Annotated in this window: 12 protein-coding genes; 3 read left to right on the forward strand and 9 right to left on the reverse strand. The window is 50.6% G+C overall.

Features of this window, described 5'->3' with window-relative positions; translation table 11 throughout:
- Nucleotides 1-3: 3 nt before the first annotated feature.
- Complete coding sequence (locus tag Enr17x_RS16390) at nt 4-1,602, forward strand: GNAT family N-acetyltransferase (RefSeq protein WP_198000618.1); 1,599 nt, start codon at nt 4-6, stop codon at nt 1,600-1,602.
- 189 nt (nt 1,603-1,791) lie between these two features.
- Nucleotides 1,792-2,811, forward strand: a complete 1,020-nt coding sequence (locus Enr17x_RS16395) for a hypothetical protein (protein WP_145310543.1) — start codon at nt 1,792-1,794, stop codon at nt 2,809-2,811.
- Between the two features lie 44 nt (nt 2,812-2,855).
- On the opposite strand, the gene Enr17x_RS16400 is transcribed toward Enr17x_RS16395, so the two are convergent.
- The 4 genes from Enr17x_RS16400 to Enr17x_RS16415 form a co-directional block, all read right to left on the reverse strand.
- Nucleotides 2,856-3,242 carry a hypothetical protein gene (locus Enr17x_RS16400; protein ID WP_145310545.1) on the reverse strand — a complete coding sequence of 129 codons (387 nt, stop codon included), beginning with the start codon at nt 3,240-3,242 and terminating at the stop codon, nt 2,856-2,858.
- 86 nt (nt 3,243-3,328) lie between these two features.
- Nucleotides 3,329-4,195, reverse strand: a complete 867-nt coding sequence (locus tag Enr17x_RS16405) for an endonuclease/exonuclease/phosphatase family protein (protein ID WP_145310547.1) — start codon at nt 4,193-4,195, stop codon at nt 3,329-3,331.
- Nucleotides 4,196-4,318: 123 nt separating this feature from the next.
- Nucleotides 4,319-5,242, reverse strand: coding sequence for a hypothetical protein (locus Enr17x_RS16410; protein WP_145310549.1), 924 nt, complete (start codon nt 5,240-5,242; stop codon nt 4,319-4,321).
- A 72-nt stretch (nt 5,243-5,314) separates the two neighbouring features.
- Nucleotides 5,315-6,676, reverse strand: a complete 1,362-nt coding sequence (locus Enr17x_RS16415) for a hypothetical protein (protein ID WP_145310550.1) — start codon at nt 6,674-6,676, stop codon at nt 5,315-5,317.
- Nucleotides 6,677-6,969: 293 nt separating this feature from the next.
- On the opposite strand from Enr17x_RS16415, the gene Enr17x_RS16420 reads away from it, so the two are divergent.
- The gene (locus tag Enr17x_RS16420; RefSeq protein ID WP_198000619.1) at nt 6,970-7,968 is read left to right on the forward strand and encodes a S1/P1 nuclease; all 999 of its coding nucleotides are present in this window, start codon (nt 6,970-6,972) and stop codon (nt 7,966-7,968) included.
- 170 nt (nt 7,969-8,138) lie between these two features.
- Here the strand turns inward: Enr17x_RS16420 and Enr17x_RS16425 are convergent, their stop codons facing one another.
- The 5 genes from Enr17x_RS16425 to Enr17x_RS16445 all read right to left on the reverse strand — a co-directional run bounded on the left by Enr17x_RS16425 (nt 8,139) and on the right by Enr17x_RS16445 (nt 16,791).
- On the reverse strand, nt 8,139-10,721 hold the full coding sequence (locus Enr17x_RS16425; protein ID WP_145310554.1) for a hypothetical protein: 2,583 nt from the start codon (nt 10,719-10,721) through the stop codon (nt 8,139-8,141).
- A gap of 541 nt (nt 10,722-11,262) precedes the next feature.
- Nucleotides 11,263-11,967 carry a hypothetical protein gene (locus Enr17x_RS16430; protein ID WP_145310555.1) on the reverse strand — a complete coding sequence of 235 codons (705 nt, stop codon included), beginning with the start codon at nt 11,965-11,967 and terminating at the stop codon, nt 11,263-11,265.
- Between the two features lie 167 nt (nt 11,968-12,134).
- The gene (gene eutB, locus Enr17x_RS16435; protein WP_145314046.1) at nt 12,135-14,414 is read right to left on the reverse strand and encodes an ethanolamine ammonia-lyase subunit EutB; all 2,280 of its coding nucleotides are present in this window, start codon (nt 14,412-14,414) and stop codon (nt 12,135-12,137) included.
- A 204-nt stretch (nt 14,415-14,618) separates the two neighbouring features.
- The gene (locus Enr17x_RS16440; protein ID WP_145310557.1) at nt 14,619-15,332 is read right to left on the reverse strand and encodes a pentapeptide repeat-containing protein; all 714 of its coding nucleotides are present in this window, start codon (nt 15,330-15,332) and stop codon (nt 14,619-14,621) included.
- A 43-nt stretch (nt 15,333-15,375) separates the two neighbouring features.
- A complete protein-coding gene (locus Enr17x_RS16445; protein WP_145310559.1) occupies nt 15,376-16,791 on the reverse strand; it encodes a DUF1501 domain-containing protein in 1,416 nt (471 codons plus the stop codon).
- Nucleotides 16,792-16,806 lie beyond the last annotated feature (15 nt).

Below are 16,806 nucleotides of genomic sequence, written 5' to 3' on the forward strand. Positions count from 1 at the left end.
ACCATGATTGAAATTCGCAGAGCCCGGGAGACGGATGCGGAAGTCATTAGCGAGTTATTCCACATCGCCTATGGTGACGATTATTTCTATCCCCAGTATTACGATATCCAATCGCTCAAACGCCTGATCTTGAGCGACGATGCGCTGTTTCTTGTCGCAGAAGATTCAGACACGAGTACGGTTCTTGGAACAGCTTCTGTCCTGCTGGAAGTCGGCGCTCATGCCGATCTCGTTGCCGAATTCGGGCGTCTGGTCGTCCATCCTCAGGGACGTGGTCAGGGGATAGGAAAGAAATTGATGCAGGCGCGCGTTGAATTCGTTCAAGACCGATTGCACGTGGGAGTTGTCGAGAATCGAAGTGCCCACGAGTTTTCCCAACGCATTTCCCACCAGCATGGGTTTCATCCCGTCGGATTGCTGCCCAACAAATTTCAACTCGGCGACAGGGAATCAGCGGCCTTGTATGTCTGTCACTTCGGGCACGCACTTGAACTGCGGCGGAATCATCCCCATCTCATTCCGGAAGTCTATCCGCTTGCCAAACTCGCATTGGAGAATTGTCAGCTGAATTGCGATGCGATCATCGAAGCCGAACCCCGCGCGTATCCGCATTTTCATCAGTTTGAAATCCAGGAGATGGAGTCAGAACTGTACCCCGTTCTGCTCCGTTTTGAACGGGGCCGCATCAAACAACGGGAAATCTTCGGACGGATGCGACTGCACTATGGTCTGTTTCAATTACGTGCCAGCCACGCACAATACCTGCTCGCGTATCGCGATGGTGTGATGGTGGGCGCGATTGGCTTCTCGATTGATGAACATGAACGAACCGGAAAAATCTTCGAACTCGTTTCTCTGGATGATTCGCCCATTTATTTTCTGGTCTCCGAACTCGTCCAACGCTGCCGGGAGGAATACAGCATTGACTATCTGGAAGCGGACGTCAGCGCCTTCTCACCGCAAATGCAGCAGACGTTTCTGGAGAACGGTTTTCTGCCGGCAGCCTATATTCCGGCGATGATATTTCACGAAGTCGAACGCCTGGATGTCGTGCGTATGGTGTGCCTCCTTTCGATCTGGAATGGGGATGCATTACAAGTGTTTGAACCGGGCAAGACCATCGCGGATCTTGTAGATCAATCACTCGGGCTGAGAACAGCGCTCCCCATTCTGATGCAGACAGTGAAAACCGCCCCCTTATTTGCAGGCTTATCGGCAGAGCAGCAACAGTATGTCGCAGCTTCAGCCGAACTGGAAACGCTGGAAGAGGGACATGTGCTGTTTCGACCGGATGATCCAGCCGACAAAATTCGCGTCATCATTTCCGGGGAAGTGGAGATTCAGAATTGTCATAGGAAGACCGTCGGTACGATCTGCGTCCACGAATCGCTGGGCGCTCTGGCGTCGGTTTCGGAACCCTCGCATCGCGTTTCGGCACGCGTCAAAAGTCAGGGTCAGGCGATGCTGTTTTCCCGTGATGCACTCCAACAACTCGTTCACACGCGCCCCGACATCGGCATGATTCTATTTCGCAATCACGCGTGTGAACTGGCTGAGAAGTTGCAACGCATGAATGTGCACGCTCTCTTTAAGCAGAAGTGAGCTCATAATTCATTGTCAGCAAATGCGTTACTCCCGCTCAAGTCAATGCTGAACAAGACGTATGAATTAGATTGACAATGCTTCATTCTTCGGCTACGATTTTTGATATACAATTCTTCACGTGTCAGTGGTATCTCCAACGGTCCGCCAACCCGGCCAGTTTGGTCGTTAGCCGAAAGGTCTACTTCAATGAGACACAATCGTAGTCACATGCAGAGCCGTATCATCGCACTTTCAGTTCTTTTTTGTGTACTAGCCTTTACTTCGATTGTTTCCGCCCAGCAGAAAAAAAAGACGGAGCTCAAGGAACACTACGTCTTCGAATATGTACGAGTCTTTTATGTCAAGGAAGGTACTGGTGCGGTCTCTCCAGTCGACGTTGACAAAAACGGTGTACCCGATCAGATAGAAAATGTGGCGAAACAAGTCTGGGCCGCCCATCAACTGTTCTGTCGCGTCCTCAAGTTTCCAGACCCGTTTGAAAGCGAGCGATTTAAGAGCCCCAACTGTATTCAGGTCAGTATCCGCGACCGCAAGGAGATGGGAGGCAACAATGGGATCGCATTTTCAAGTGCGCAGCGTGCTCGAAAAATTCCCGAGGGTACCCCCAAAGACCGCTGTATCGTGATGTCGATTTCCAGTCAGCTCGACCCTACAAAAAACGTCACTCCCACTCATGAAACATTCCACCTCGTTCAATATGGTGCGACGCAATTCAAAAATCCCTGGTTTCTGGAAGGGATGGCACGCTGGTCAGAACATGCCACAGGCAAGGACGGAATCGGAGATATTAAGTATTCTCCCCGAGGGCCCTGGCCGCAAATCCCCGCGCATCTTGCTCAATTGCCAAAACTGGGTTCTAAATCCGAGCACGTCCTGTGGAACCCGATTGCTGCCCGTACCGACCGAGACGGTTTTCTCTCAACTAAAATGCTGGGTAAAGAACTGGCTGATCTTAACTATGCAGATGGGACCCCAGTCCTCAGGGACCGTTTTCTTCAAGGTGGGAAAGTCATGCGGGACATTATCGTTGAACTCAGCAAGCTGGATGATGAGGCGTTCAAAGATCTGAAGCATGAAGAATGGACCGAAGAGAATCGCAGGGCTCCCGAAAATAACCCCTATATTTACAAGGCGGTCATGAATGCCCTGCGAAATCAAGGTGTCAAAGTGGGCCAATACGAAATACCCGATGAAATCAAACGCTAGACAAGGAAAAGGGCTGCCCCGTTCCTCAGTCATTTCGCCCAAGTTCATTCAACTTCAAAATCAGCGACCAGCGCAAAACGCAGCCCTAAACATTTAATTCTTTGAATGATTTGCGCTATCAAATCTTTGTATTCTTTGTAAACCGATTCGTGGTTTGGCTCCGCCGAAATGACAAGAGGATAGAACAGAAACTCGTCATCTGCTACTTTTTCATTGCGCCACCATGCACTGATACGCGACCATATCGAAGAATATTTCTGGTTTTGGTTCCGCTCTACGTCGATTGACAGCACAGTCGTACTCACCTCCCATCTGCGACCGTTATATGAATGAGCGTTCTTTGCATTCGTGATCGCAATCACTTCTTCCGCTAACGCTTGACACGATATATTCCCATCGACATAGATCTCACACCAGTTCGTCGTGCTCATATCGCGTCCTTAAAGATCGTCGAATTTGTGAAATGGATGACTGAAAAAGGGATCGGCATATTGTCTCGACTGTATTGCTGTTAAACTCAGTTCTTCTCACCAAACACCGCCAGTTGTGGCAGGTGGTCGCTGAGGGCGAACGAGTTCTCGTCGGCCAGATTCAATCGAAACGCCCCTTCGAACAGTGGTCTCGATTCAACAATCTGGTTCGCAATGGGACCGTAGGCCATGACATAATCGATACGCTCGTTTTTCACGTCTGCCTGGAATGTGATTCCTTCTCCCTTGCCGACCTTGGCAAACGTGTCGACCCAGCCTGCCTCTTTCCAAAGTTGATATTCTTCAGTATCCGGACTATGGTTCAGGTCCCCGATCAGTAAAACCGAGTGACCTGAATCGAAATCCCCCTGCATCGACGCCAGCATCGCCTTGATTTCTTTCAATCGAATTGTTGGATCGGCAACCGGATACAAGTGCGCGGAGTGAACAACAAGTGGTGCGCCGTTGGGCAGTTTAATCGTGCCGCGTCCCCAGTGACGTGTGAAGAGATCCTTCGGACGTTCATATCCAAGGGGAACGTTCTCTGAATCGGTGATTTCAAACCGACTGAGCAGCGTCCCCGGCCAGTTACCGCCGCTGGGAAAGCGGACATGATTCATGCGCAGTACCTTGGCGATGGCTTTGGTCACCGCTTCACTGGGAGATTCCGAAAAATTGATGATATCTGGCTCGTACAAAGCCAGTTCCATCGAAATCCGTTTCAACATCTGGTCTTTCGCAACCGCTTTCCGCGCCAGAGGCCTATTAGCGGGCCACCCTCTGCAACCGAAAACGTTATATGTTATCACTCGCAAAGGCGCTGTTTGTTTATCAGCAGCAGAGACTGGTAAAACCGTTGCCGCGATCCCAGCCGCCCCGAGAGCAGCACAGAATTGACGTCGCGAAATAATCATTGTAGTACGTCCTTATATTCCTGAGTCTGCAGGAAGCATTGTCACACGAATAACCCCATCGAAAAATTTCGGCGGAAAGTCCCAGCTTCAACAACTCTCTTTTATGCTTCAACACTACAAGCTTTATTTCACAACCGGAAACTGCTTCATCAATTGAGACGCTGCTTTTTTTGTTTCCTTCCAGTCACCCTTTTCGTTCGGAACGGCTTTCACGACGACTGTAAAGTCGAGTTTCTCGCCCTTTTTGAAGGACTGTCCGTTGTTGTGCCGCAGGTAGTATTTGTGATAACGATCGAGGTCCCAAATGTGGCTCGCGCTTTTGTTACCGGCGATGACGCGGGGCGTGTAACATAACAGGCCTAGTTGATCTTTCTCGTCATATTGCGCGACCCAGGTTGTGTCTTTCGTGACTGCCATTTTCTGAGAATGAGCGAGCGGCCCCTGTTCGATTGATCCATCCGGGAGTTGAGCAATCCACCTGGTGGTAGAGGGAGGAAAGCAGTGCATGAAGTAATAGAGTAAATCCAGATCACAGTCTTCGAGCGCTTCCATCTCCGTTCGTTCGAATAATTCCTTGTTGGTCAGAACAATCTCGGCACGAACTTTGAACTTCCAGATCGTCGAATCCTTGATGAACTCAATCCGTTTTCCGGTAATCGTCTCCCCGGTTTTCGTGATGGGAACGTCCTGTCCATCCACAATCAGTTTGACCTGATGGACTACTTCCCGGCCCCCTTCTTTGTGCCCGGTTCCCCACCACTGAGCCCCTTTGGGCCGCAACACAGTCCCATAATGGCCGTTATTGAGACCAAACTGATGACCGCGATAGGACATCTTTTCAATCGTCCAACCGCTGGCTGCATCCAGGGGAACGGTGTAGTTCTCTGTCTTCAGCGTCAGAAAACCGGTCTCAGGCACACCTGCATCATATAGACGAGGTGAGGTCGCTTTTTTGTCAGTCTTTTCAGGATTGGCGCCTTGTACCTCATTGGCAGAAATCAACATGACAGCAAGCCAACAGGTTAAGACAGATTTCAACATGGTCATCAGATCGATTTTCTTTCAATGGGGAGAACGGTTTCCCCTTTTGCTAGTTTGAATGTAAAACGCAGCTCGCACTTACGGCTTTCCAACACGGGCCTTTTCTGCGGCTTCCCGCTTTTTGACATCTTTCGGGTGCTTGGAAAACGATTCGAACACATCACCAATCACCTGATCGGCCAGTTCGCTCAATTCGGTCAGGATGATGGCTTCTGCTTCCGGCGTCAGCTTCGATCGGGTCGGTTCGTAGCCGCCGACTTTGTAGGAATCGGCAGTGGCGATGTAGCCGATGTATCCGTTGGCGTAGCCCACGATGATGGGAATCGCCCGATCGGCGATGTCTGCTTCCAGCTTCATACCGTATTCCACCATCGGCTCTCCCGGCATCGTCAGCAGCAGGTAGGGGCCGATTTTGATCGCCTGCAGTTCCGCGTCGATTCGCCCTGCTTTACCAGGCAACGAAACGACAGTGTTTGCGACACGAATCTGATAAAACTTTTCCCGATTGACTAACTCTTCACGGATCATACTTCGCGACAGCGACCGTACGACAGCACTTCCCAAGTCTCGCCCTGCCCACTGAATATCGGCTTCATCCGCACAACGATAGGGATAGCCGGGCAAGTTCGGACGAATATCTCCTGCACAACCCTGCAGAAATAGTGAACTGGTCTGATTCCCATAACACATTTCCACAAACGTTTGTGCTTCACCGGGAAAATCGGCACTCATTTTGGGATACCCGTTTGGGTAAGGCATCGATCCTTTATCACCCCAGGTAAAAAAACAGGGATGACAAACCGCATGCATCAGCACCGCCTTTGGTGTTAATGATTTTCCATCGTCGAACCGCAGCACTTTAACCCGCGGATCATTAGGACCTTCCTCATTGAGCCGTACCACAGCCCGTCCGTTGATCACTTTGCGTCGATTGATACTGAAACCGATTTTGTCTTCTGCGTAACCAACACTCACGGGACTCATGTTCGCGGTCGCCTGCTTTGCTGCATCTCCGAGTTTAGCAATCAATTCCTGCCCCCACACTGAGTTTGCATCAAAGCCGGGTCCAGAGTGATTATGGGAGGCGGTCACCATGATGTTCGCCGCCGGGATGCCTGTTGCTTTCTCAATCTGCTGGCGAGATAACTCCACAAGTTCTTTATAGGCACCAATTAAATCCAGCGTGACGATGGCTGCTTTGGTCTGACCGTCATCCAACACCAGCACACCGGCACGCAGAGGATCACGAACGCCAGTCACCTTGCGACGATGCCCCACGACTTCCAGTTGTTTGACTTCCGCAGGCGTGATGTCCACTTTGGCAACGCCGGCTTTCAGATTTGATTCTACGGGAAATGTTCCGTCAGCCGCTGTTGAGATCTGAGATAGAGAGGTCGTGAGCAAGACGAGAACGCTAAGGCTTCGTATCAAGAACTGCATGGTACCGGGTTCTTTTCATGAATGACGGTGGGAGTCGCAATGTGATCGGGCGCCACGATGCATCTAACCGGGGTGAGGAGTTTACATGTTCTTTCAGTCTAGACACCCCTGCCGGAAGTATCAAGCATTTTCGAACCGTAGTGAACAGGATGCTGAAAACTAGCATTGATACGATCGGACGATTATGAATTTTTGATAAACCGAGTCGTTCGCTGCTTGTATTCTCTTCAGGAGATTCTTTATAGATGAGACTTCGATTCTCATTTTCATTCCTCTCATCAGGTGTTCTAACCGTGAAACGCTACTCACTGCGAATCATTCCGCTGATTGTTGTCTTGGTTTTGTTTTCACAATGTTTTGCACACGCCTGGAACTTTGCCGGGCATCGCATCATTGCGAGTATCGCCTATGATCAACTGGAACCCGCAACGCAACTGGCAATGGTGGAGTTACTGAAACAGCATCCCCGGTACGAACAGGATTTTCAATCGCGAATGCCAGATGTCATCAAAACAGCAAGTCCAGCAATCCAGAACCGCTGGCTCTTCATGCGTGCTGCGACCTGGCCCGATATTGCCCGCCGATTTGATGATGCAAATCGCGAAAAGTATCACCACGGAACCTGGCACTACATCAACCAGCCGATCTACCTGAATGCAGAGTCGAAACAGTTCCTCAGCCCGATTCTTCCTACTAATATTGCAACGTCGATTAAAGAAGGCGACGACCCAACGCAGTTTAACATCCTGCAGGCACTCGAATATTGTGTGACGCAAATGAAAGACTCCGCCGTCAGTAAAGCGGACAAAGCCGTCTACCTCTGCTGGATCATGCACCTGACCGGCGACAGTCATCAGCCTCTGCATTCCTCGGCTCTGTTCTCCCAAAAGACGTTTCCCGAAGGCGATCTAGGCGGCAACAGCATCCGCATTGGCAAATCCAATCTGCATTCCCAATGGGACGGCTTACTGGGAAACAGCTTCAAATATTCCGACATCGTCGGCCACGCGGTCGGCATTGCCCGCAATCCGGCAATGAAACAACTCGGCGAGAAAGCAACACAGCAGATGGACTTCTCTACCTGGATCAACGAAAGCCATGAATTGGCCCGCGAAAAAGCCTACTGCTCTGAAATTCTGGATGCCGCTCTAAAGAGTGAAGTAACCGACGGTAAATTCCAAAAGCTGACTTCACTGCCGAAAAGCTACTACCAGCAGGCCGGCACCATCGCCGCCAAACGAGCCGCCCAGTCAGGCTGGCGACTGGCAGAACTGATCAAGAATGTTCAATGAACCTAAACCTTCTTCCTGTCAGCGTACTGCATCCGTTTCAGATGGTATGACTTTCCATCAGACAAACATAAACCACGAGGAAATCCAATTTCTGATTCTTCAATGTAGAACCTCCCAGATATCAATCGTTGAGGAACGGCAGACTACTCCTGACTGCTTAAAAAAGACTTTCACTCTTTCGACGTGACTTCCTTTGTTTTCTCAGGCACTTTAATTTGCTTCGGAAACTCACTGCGTAACCAGTCAATGTCAAACAGCCGGATCCCCGCGTTGAGTTTGGCCTGGATCGATTTTTCATGATAGTTGCGTCCTTCCGCAACATCATTGAAGATCGTCACCGACATCTGTTTCAAGGCATCGTAGCAGCCCGCCATCTCTTGGGTTTTTCTGAGTCCGGGGCGGGCCTGCACCTTCTCGGCCTGGGCTGTATACTGCTTCGCTTTCTCGAAGAATTCCGGTGTTCCCCGCTGTTTACAAATGTGACACATGGCAGCCATCGTTTTAATGTACTGAGCCTCTAACGTCCGCCCTTCATCCGGTTCGCCCTTCAGCATGAACGAAGCGACGGCATTGCACTCATCCAGGAAGCGCTGCACCTCACAGCTCTTTTCTCCCCCATAACGCATCAGCGTGTACATCAACGAAGTGAGCGCACCGCTGTAGTAACGGGCCACACGGGCTTTTTCCTCGGCTGAATCGGCGCGGGTAAAATTGGCTCGTTCCTTTTTAACTTTCTGGTAAGCATAATTGATCAAATCCTGATCGCGTTTTGAAAGAGGTCGGACTTCTAATTCATATTCAAAGTCGTAGATTTCCCCGTCCAGCGTCACCACACGCGCCTGGACGACATGCATGCCGGGGGTCATGCCGCAGATCCAGGCATCGTTCCCCATTCGCGACATCATTTGTCCGCCGCGCGCGGGCCTCCAGAAACGGTAGCTGTAAAGCGTGCGACCTTTCAGTCTGCTCCGCACTACATATTCTTTTTCCCAGACCTTATAGTACCGCTTCTTTTTGACGGTGATATCCGGTCGGCTCAGTTGCTCGCGCTGGTAACCTTTTTGATCGAATTCCATGACTGTTGGAAAAATAGTGAAAGAGGACGTCGTTCGGGGAGAATCGACTCCCAGCAGCACCAGATTCGAATCGGAAATATGCCCCACCAGATAGCGGGCCACTTCCAGCAGGCCTTTCATGATTGTATTTTCGTCTTTCACCTGCTCGGCAACCTGGTTGTCTTCCCTGAGCATGAACTGGTAAGTCACCAGATTGTAGCGCAGATTTAACATATTCTGCGTCGTTTCCAGCTCGTCCAGCAGATCCTGACGCTTCGCTTTTTTGGCATCTTTCAGCAGATATTTCATCGCCTTCTCCCGCCCCTCGGCCCGGCGGAGAACTTTGGATGCTTCGCGCAGATCCAGCGTGGTAGGATCCTGGTTGCTTAATTCTGCCAGTTCTTCGTAAGACTTTTCTAACGTCGCCACCGAAGCCCTGGTGCGGGCTTCCAGATTCCCTTTCGGTCGCAACTCCTCGCGAATTTTAGGCCACAATTTTTCTTCAAGCAACTCCAGCACCACGTCCTGCGCAAAACGGATCACCAAATGATAGCTGGAAATATTCATGACCAATTTGGCCACCTGGGCTTTAATCTCATTCCGCACCTTGGCCCGTGCGGCCGCCTGAAGCGACTTCATATCATTGAGCCGAATGCCAATGACCTGCTGCAATTGCTGATCGAGGTAACCCTTCATCGATTTCTCGATCTGTTGGGTAGAGCGATCTCGGAACATCTGCAGATGTTCTGATTTGATGAACGCCCCCAACCCTTCCTGGTCGAGTTTCTCTTCCACTTCCTGTTTCAGATAAAATAACACCGCCTCATGGGCAACACTCCGGGAACGGGCCGCATATCCCGCATCTTTATCCTGAGGCATCTGCAACTGTGAAAGCTGCTGCAGGATAATGGTCGAGCGTTCCATCATCGCACGCATCTCGCGCACCAGTTCCCGTTCTTCAAACAGACCGCGTCGCGGCCCCCGGTTCGTATTCGAATATTGATCCAGATACGCACAGGCGGCTTGCGCGGCAGCGACCAGCAGTTCCCCCTGTTGTTTCACATCCTTTTTCGGAGGGAGAGTCTGCATTGCGCCCAGAATCCGGAAGCGTTCATCGATTTTCTTAAGTTTCGCGTGATGGGCTTTCAACGGCTCCAGCCAGACCGAAACCGGGCGAGTCCGCTCCGGTCGCGGGACTTTATGCTTCCCCGCTTTCACCAGTGCAAATCGTTTTTCGAGTAACGAGATCATCTCCGCGGCACTCTCCGGATCGGAATCCTGTTTCACCAGATCCAGGGGCGTCAGATTTTGCTGATTTTTCTGATGGATATCGGCCCCGTTATTAACCAGGATCAGCGACATCGTGATTTGACGCTCCGTAATCGCAATATGCAAAGGAGCCTGTCCCTGCTCATCCAGCGCACTTAGATCAGCGCCTGCACGGATCCGCCCAATGACCGCCGCATACTTTTCCTGCCGAACCAGCTCATGCAGACTCAGTTGATCTTCACCCGCTTGTTTCTCCATGCCTTTGACGGCACGCAGGCGTGCTTCCAGATCGGGCAACTCCTCTCCCGGCACCGGCTTAGTTGCGGCGTCCTTCGATTCCTGGGCCATCAGGAGCACATGCGGCGAAACAAGAACACAGAGAGCCAGAACGGCAGAAAGAAGACCAACGCGTTTACCCGGTACACACATAAGAACTCATCCTCAATCATGATTTGGCAGTCGGGAGACAGAGGTATCATGGCGATTATAAATCGGCCCGATACAAGGTCAACATGCGGAATGAAGTGATCTCTCCGTTTCTCGTAATTGAGAGGAAGTCTGTTTCGAACCGACCTTGGCATTCTCAGAAGAAACATTTTTAATCGGATACAGATTATGAATTTTATATAAACACACACCTAACCTGCTTGTATTAACATCAGGTTTCTCCCTATAGATGAGGTAGTGCATTACCGGTTTCTTTATTGTCTCAACTGGTATTATTATGTGAACCGTTTTTTCTGCGCAGTATTTCTCTGGTTGTTGCCCTGGTCTTATTTTCGCAATGCATCGCGTTTGCCTGGTACTATGCCAGCAATCCCATCCATGAGAGCCAGTCAGGCTGACTGGCGACTGGCTAAACTGATTAACAGCCTGCAATAAGCAAACCCGAGTTCCATCAAAGTGCAGTATTGGTTTCCTGTGATTTCACTTCCCACAAGATCAGCAGCTGAGCCGGGACTGTTTCTAGTTACCAACCATGATCTCGAGAATAGTAGAACCAATTTCCCTGATAATTATTATCAAAGTTCTCTTTCGAATCGAGTTCAACATTAAACGAATCACGCTGAAAATAATCGAATTCATCGTATTTTTTCAAGAGTCGAAACAAGGCATCAGCCAACCGCTCATATGTTCCATCACTTTTGGCCCGCTCAACTTGGTCGTCGGTGTAAAAGAAGAAACTCCCATACGAGAATTGCCAGATTTCCCGGCGGTGCATACTCTTGATCAAATCGTCGATTTCAGATTCTTTGACATGAGAACGGACTTCGTCTCGTGCATCCATCTCAAAGGATGTGAAAATAACGAACATATTTTTTGTCTGATATTTTTCAACACCCACTTTTCTGAGTATTCTCTGTGAGAATGATAGAGATTGAGAATCATTACGTTTTAAGATCTCTTTAAATGCAACCAAGATCGCATCCTGCTTATCAGAATCATAATTCAGAGACCCATCACGGAATTTTTCAGCCTCGCTGGTAAACTCGAAAATCACATTCAACCGCGGTTGTTTGAACGGAGAGATCACTTCATAGCCAATATTCAACACTGGCGTGCCATAGGTTGCCTCGATCCACTCTGCTAACTCATCAAAGGGAAATAACCGTATTTTCTTACCCTGTTTGATAAGCTTGGAATCTTGGTAATCCTTATCTTCCGTGGTAAACATTGTTCTTCCAGCATTCTATAAAAGTGCCATTGTATTCTCAGATCTTAACTATTCTTTGTGACACACTAAGTAGAACGATGTTCGCTTACACATCGACCACACAGTTACATTCAATACAACCAGTTTGGTCCTTTTTGTGTTTTGAAAACCCCAAGAAGACCGTGTAGTCACCCCAGATTCATCTGCTGCAAAATCCGCACGGTATCCTGGGCGGCCTTCGTTGGTTTGAGGGCGGTGGTTGCGATACCGGATACGACGCGGGTGATGTTGTGATCCACCTGGCCTGCTTGTCCCCAGACCGCCCCAGTGGGGGATGTCATGTAAACGGAGAAGGTATGATGGCCCGTGCCGGGGCGTTCGCCGATGATGTGCAGAATCGCCCGGTTGTCCGCAAGACCGCCGAACAGCATTTCGCCGATCCGATAGCCGGCGCGGACACGCCCCGACCGAACGACGATGTTCTGCTCCGCTGGCCGAAAACCGGCTGCCTGCAACTGAGATCGGAGTTCTTTCAGAAATGGTTCCAGCTGCCCTTCATCCATGATCGACAGCGCATTCAAGCCGTCGGAGATCACGATCTGTACGTTATACTTGTCGCCGTGCTGTTGTCGCAGTTGTTGAACCGCGGTCTGAGATTCTTTCGAAAGCTGCTCACCTGTGGTGGGATGCAGAATGTATTCCAGCCGGTCGTTGGACTGTGTCTTGACGGGAAGCACACTCGGCACGCCGGCAACAAAGGCGGGACTCAACTCGGCCCAGATACTTTTCTTGGCGTCCTGATAGATCTGGTCGATCTCGATTTTCAATGCCGGATTCAACTCAGAAGGTTTCTGTCCAAATCCTTCCGCGATGAACACACCCCGCTTGCGGATCTCTGCTAACTGCTGACGGCCCGCTTTGATTATCGCGGCGTCACTCCGCGTATCTCCCTTCTTACGGCGATATTGCAGATACACCCACGTCGGATCGCCGAAGTGTTTTGTCGGTTTGCCGTCGGCGTCGATCACACCCAGTTTCTGAAAGAAGGCCCACATCGCATCGTTGACCCGCGTGCCGAATTTTTCACGAATCCGCACATGATCTTGAAATCCCGTGGTCAGGTAACCGAGCATCGGGTCAATCTTCGTCGGTAGTGCCATCAGATAGGCGGGATTGGCGGGCATAATCTGATCCAGACACCAGTCCAGGTCATCCAGCGACACGTCCATATGCAGCGTCGAACAGACATCCAGGCCAATCGTCAAGCCATGCAGTTTGCCCATCACGATGTCTTCCAGACAGCAGCGCACTAACTGCTCCCGCGTGCGAAAGACTTCCGGTCCGATGAACCCGGCCACATCATTCAAGTGCACCCAGGGGGCCGGTGTTTTGCCTGCTGCTTTTTGAGCCGCAGCGACTTCGTGGGTCAATGCACGGGCGAAGCCGTATTTCCGCGACTCGTGCAGTACCATATCAAAACCGTGACTATGACCGTTGGTGAAGTCGGCCCCTTGCCCGGTTTCGAAATACAAGCCATATTTCCCCGTCCGCGAGCGGGCATAGTCGCGCATCTTTTTCAGACTGATGTCGAACGTCTTATTCGCGTCATCACTGCCGGCAATACTTTGAAACCAGAGGGCCGTGCTCCCCGGACTCTGACGTTCCACCTCTGCCTGCACGTCAATATGCGACAGCACACAATGCGGCATCACATCCTCAACCCCAAACGTGACCAGCAGATCACGCAGAACCAGTTCCACCGCCCGCACCGATTCGGGCTCACTGGATACCGGATTCGTCCCCAGCACGACATCACCCACTGCATAAGACCAGCCGTCCAGAACCTGCCAGAAAATATCGTCCGGATTGTCAGTGGGTGAGTTGGGTTGAATCCGTGCTCCCAGATAGCCCTTTGCACCAATCTGACTGCCGGGCAGCGGATTAAAGACTTTCGCGCCCACGGCAATCAATTCCTGTTGACTCATCAACTTGACGACACAGCCAATCACATCACTGGAAAGCCCTGGTGCCACCGCTTTGATGGCCGCTTCTTTTTGCGTGAGCAGAAGCTGTTTCAATTCGCCGACCGTCATTTTCGCGGCACGATCATGTGCCTCGGGTGACTGTCCCTTTACAATCATTTGATGCAGCTCGTCCTCAAAAACAGGATGCGCATTCAGATCTTGAATCCGGGTCCGTTCAATCAGTTGCCGGGCGTTGTCTCGAGATTGATCATCGATGGCCGCCACGCCGATCATCTGATCGCCTTCCTTGAATTCATTCGCTGCACCAAGGACCTGCCGATACAGTGTGGGATCGAATGCTCCTTTGACGCGCTCGATGTACGCGAAGAGATCTTCCCCCTCCTGAATCACAGGAATCGAAACGCCTACAACTCTGGTTTCGCCTCCCGTAATCTTTCTGGTTTGAGTCAAAGAAAGAGTCAGAGCAAACGGAGCCCCCATCATTGCCTGTACGAAATCGCGTCGGTTCCACTGCACAGTTCTGGTCCCTTTCAAGCAAAGCCTTGAAGAAAAATCAGAGCGGGCACACTCTGATCTGCGTAGACACCATCATACCATCGACGGAAAAAGAAATACAATGTTTTGTAGGACTAGTGTGTCAATGAAATTGATTTCCGAAGTTCATTTACTGGTAGGTGATACCAATTTCTATGCTCGCACTATTGTACAAAGTTCAATTTCGAGATCATCCAGTTCCACATGAACTGACCAGTCATCTGCTCGAAACCCCTTTACTGGAGGATCACACCGCTTAAGTTCATCAAGCCAATCGCGAGATTCTACATGAGCATCTTTAAGATTTACTCCTGTGAGATCGGCACCACTGAATATCGTTCCTCTTAAATCGGCGTTTTCGAGGTTGGCGTCCGTCAAATCAGCGTTAGTTAACTTTGTATTTCTCATTTTGGCACCGCAACAATTAGAACCCCATAAATTTGCTGCTTCTAAATTCGCACTGCCTAACAAAGTGCCGCTCAAATTCGCATTTTTGAAAATGGCTTGATCTAATTTTGAACTATGCAATTTTGCTTTGGCTAAATCTGCATTCGTTAGATTTGCTCCCGTCAAGAAGATCCCAAACATAACTGCTTCGCTCAAATTAGCCTCCGCTAAATCAGCATATTCCAGATTGACAAATCTTAAATCTGACTTACTAATATTCGCGCCTCTTAAATTAGCCCCTTCTAAGACATTACAATTTAAACTCAACATTCGTAGATCAGCACCGCTGAGATCAGCATCATTTAAAAATAAACCTGTAAGATCCATGACGGGCATTGGGACATCGTCGGAAGTTATCTCCTCTTTCATTTTTTCATCAGAACATTGCTTTATTAGATAGACGTGCTCCGGATTAGCCATTCCTATTTATCCTCATCTATTTTTTATTAGGATAGTACTCGAATCAAACTAAAATGTCATGCACGACATGACCATGCACGTCAGTCAGACGGCGATCGATGCCGGCGGTACGAAAGGTCAACCGAGTGTGATCGATGCCCAGCAAATGGAGAATGGTCGCATGTAGATCATAGCAGTACGTCTTTCCTTCCGCCGTCTGGTAGCCCAGATCGTCACTTTTACCGTGTGTGGCTCCCGCTTTGATCCCCGCGCCGGCCAGCCAGGTGACGAAGGTTCCCCGATTGTGATCGCGGCCTTCACTCCCTTGTGCGAAGGGCGTGCGTCCGAATTCGGTCGTCCAGATCACCAGCGTATCTTTCAGCAGACCGCGGGCTTTTAAATCCCGGAACAGTGCGGCAATCGGTTGATCAGCGCTACTCGCGATCGCAGGCAACTCGGTTTTAATATTGCCGTGATTGTCCCAATTATTGACGGCCCCCTGGGGACCGCTCCAGACCTGCACGAACCGCGTTCCCCGTTCCAGCAGCCGCCGCGCCAGTAGCGCACGTCTGCCAAAATCTTCCGTCACCTTCTGATCCAGACCATAGGCGGCGTGCGTCTCTTTCGTCTCACGAGACAAATCAAAGGCTTCCGGGGCACTCAACTGCATTTTCGCCGCCAGTTCACCGGCGGCAATGCGGGCTTCAAGTCGCGAATCATCGGACCGCGGCTCTGCATGTTTTCGATTCAACTGTTGCAGCAGTGCGAACGTATCTTTGTCGGCCTTGCCACTGGCAAACGCATACTGCGGATCGGCAAACAGATTCGGGATCGGCGTTTTGCTTGTCGCGTTGACCAGCGTTCCCTGATGTTTGGCCGGCAGAAACCCACAGCTGAAGTTTCCTTTCTGATTATAAGGCAGCCCCCGCGTGTCCGGCAGCACGACGAATGTGGGCAGATTGTCCGCCAGATTCCCCAAAGCGTAAGAAATCCAGGCCCCCAGGCAGGGAAAACCGGGCAACATAAACCCGGTATTCATCATGTAACTCGCCGGGCCATGCACATTGGTCTTGGTCGTCATCGCCATCAGGAACGCCAGTTCGTCAACGATCTGCGCCTGATGCGGAAATACCGAACTGACCCAGCGACCCGTTTCGCCATATTGCTTGAATTCAAAGGGACTCTTCATCACCGCACCAGCGGCGGCAGTGAAGCCTTCTGGCTTTTCTTTCGGTCCCAGTTTCTGACCATGCAGTCGCACCAGTTCCGGCTTGTAGTCGAACGTATCCATCGGGCTGGCGCCGCCATTCATAAACAACTGAATGACCCGCTTCGCTTTCGCACGATGATGCAGCCCCCCGTTCAAATCAGCAGACGGCGCTGCATTCGATGCTTGCCCTAACCAACAGGCCAGCGCGGCAGCGCCAAAACTGCCTCCCGAACGAGTCAGCAATTCACGTCTTGAAATGGGAAGATTCATGTTCCGTGTCCTCGC

It is taken from the genome of Gimesia fumaroli, from assembly GCF_007754425.1.
Lineage (GTDB): Bacteria > Planctomycetota > Planctomycetia > Planctomycetales > Planctomycetaceae > Gimesia > Gimesia fumaroli.

Excerpts from the sequence above, each read along its gene's own strand:
- Enr17x_RS16390 (WP_198000618.1), top strand. The coding sequence starts at position 4 with ATGATTGAAATTCGCAGAGCCCGGGAGACGGATGCGGAAGTCATTAGC.
- Enr17x_RS16395 (WP_145310543.1), top strand. The coding sequence starts at position 1,792 with ATGAGACACAATCGTAGTCACATGCAGAGCCGTATCATCGCACTTTCA.
- Enr17x_RS16400 (WP_145310545.1), bottom strand. The coding sequence starts at position 3,242 with ATGAGCACGACGAACTGGTGTGAGATCTATGTCGATGGGAATATATCG.
- Enr17x_RS16405 (WP_145310547.1), bottom strand. The coding sequence starts at position 4,195 with ATGATTATTTCGCGACGTCAATTCTGTGCTGCTCTCGGGGCGGCTGGG.
- Enr17x_RS16410 (WP_145310549.1), bottom strand. The coding sequence starts at position 5,242 with ATGACCATGTTGAAATCTGTCTTAACCTGTTGGCTTGCTGTCATGTTG.
- Enr17x_RS16415 (WP_145310550.1), bottom strand. The coding sequence starts at position 6,676 with ATGCAGTTCTTGATACGAAGCCTTAGCGTTCTCGTCTTGCTCACGACC.
- Enr17x_RS16425 (WP_145310554.1), bottom strand. The coding sequence starts at position 10,721 with ATGTGTGTACCGGGTAAACGCGTTGGTCTTCTTTCTGCCGTTCTGGCT.
- Enr17x_RS16430 (WP_145310555.1), bottom strand. The coding sequence starts at position 11,967 with ATGTTTACCACGGAAGATAAGGATTACCAAGATTCCAAGCTTATCAAA.
- eutB (WP_145314046.1), bottom strand. The coding sequence starts at position 14,414 with ATGATGGGGGCTCCGTTTGCTCTGACTCTTTCTTTGACTCAAACCAGA.
- Enr17x_RS16440 (WP_145310557.1), bottom strand. The coding sequence starts at position 15,332 with ATGGCTAATCCGGAGCACGTCTATCTAATAAAGCAATGTTCTGATGAA.
- Enr17x_RS16445 (WP_145310559.1), bottom strand. The coding sequence starts at position 16,791 with ATGAATCTTCCCATTTCAAGACGTGAATTGCTGACTCGTTCGGGAGGC.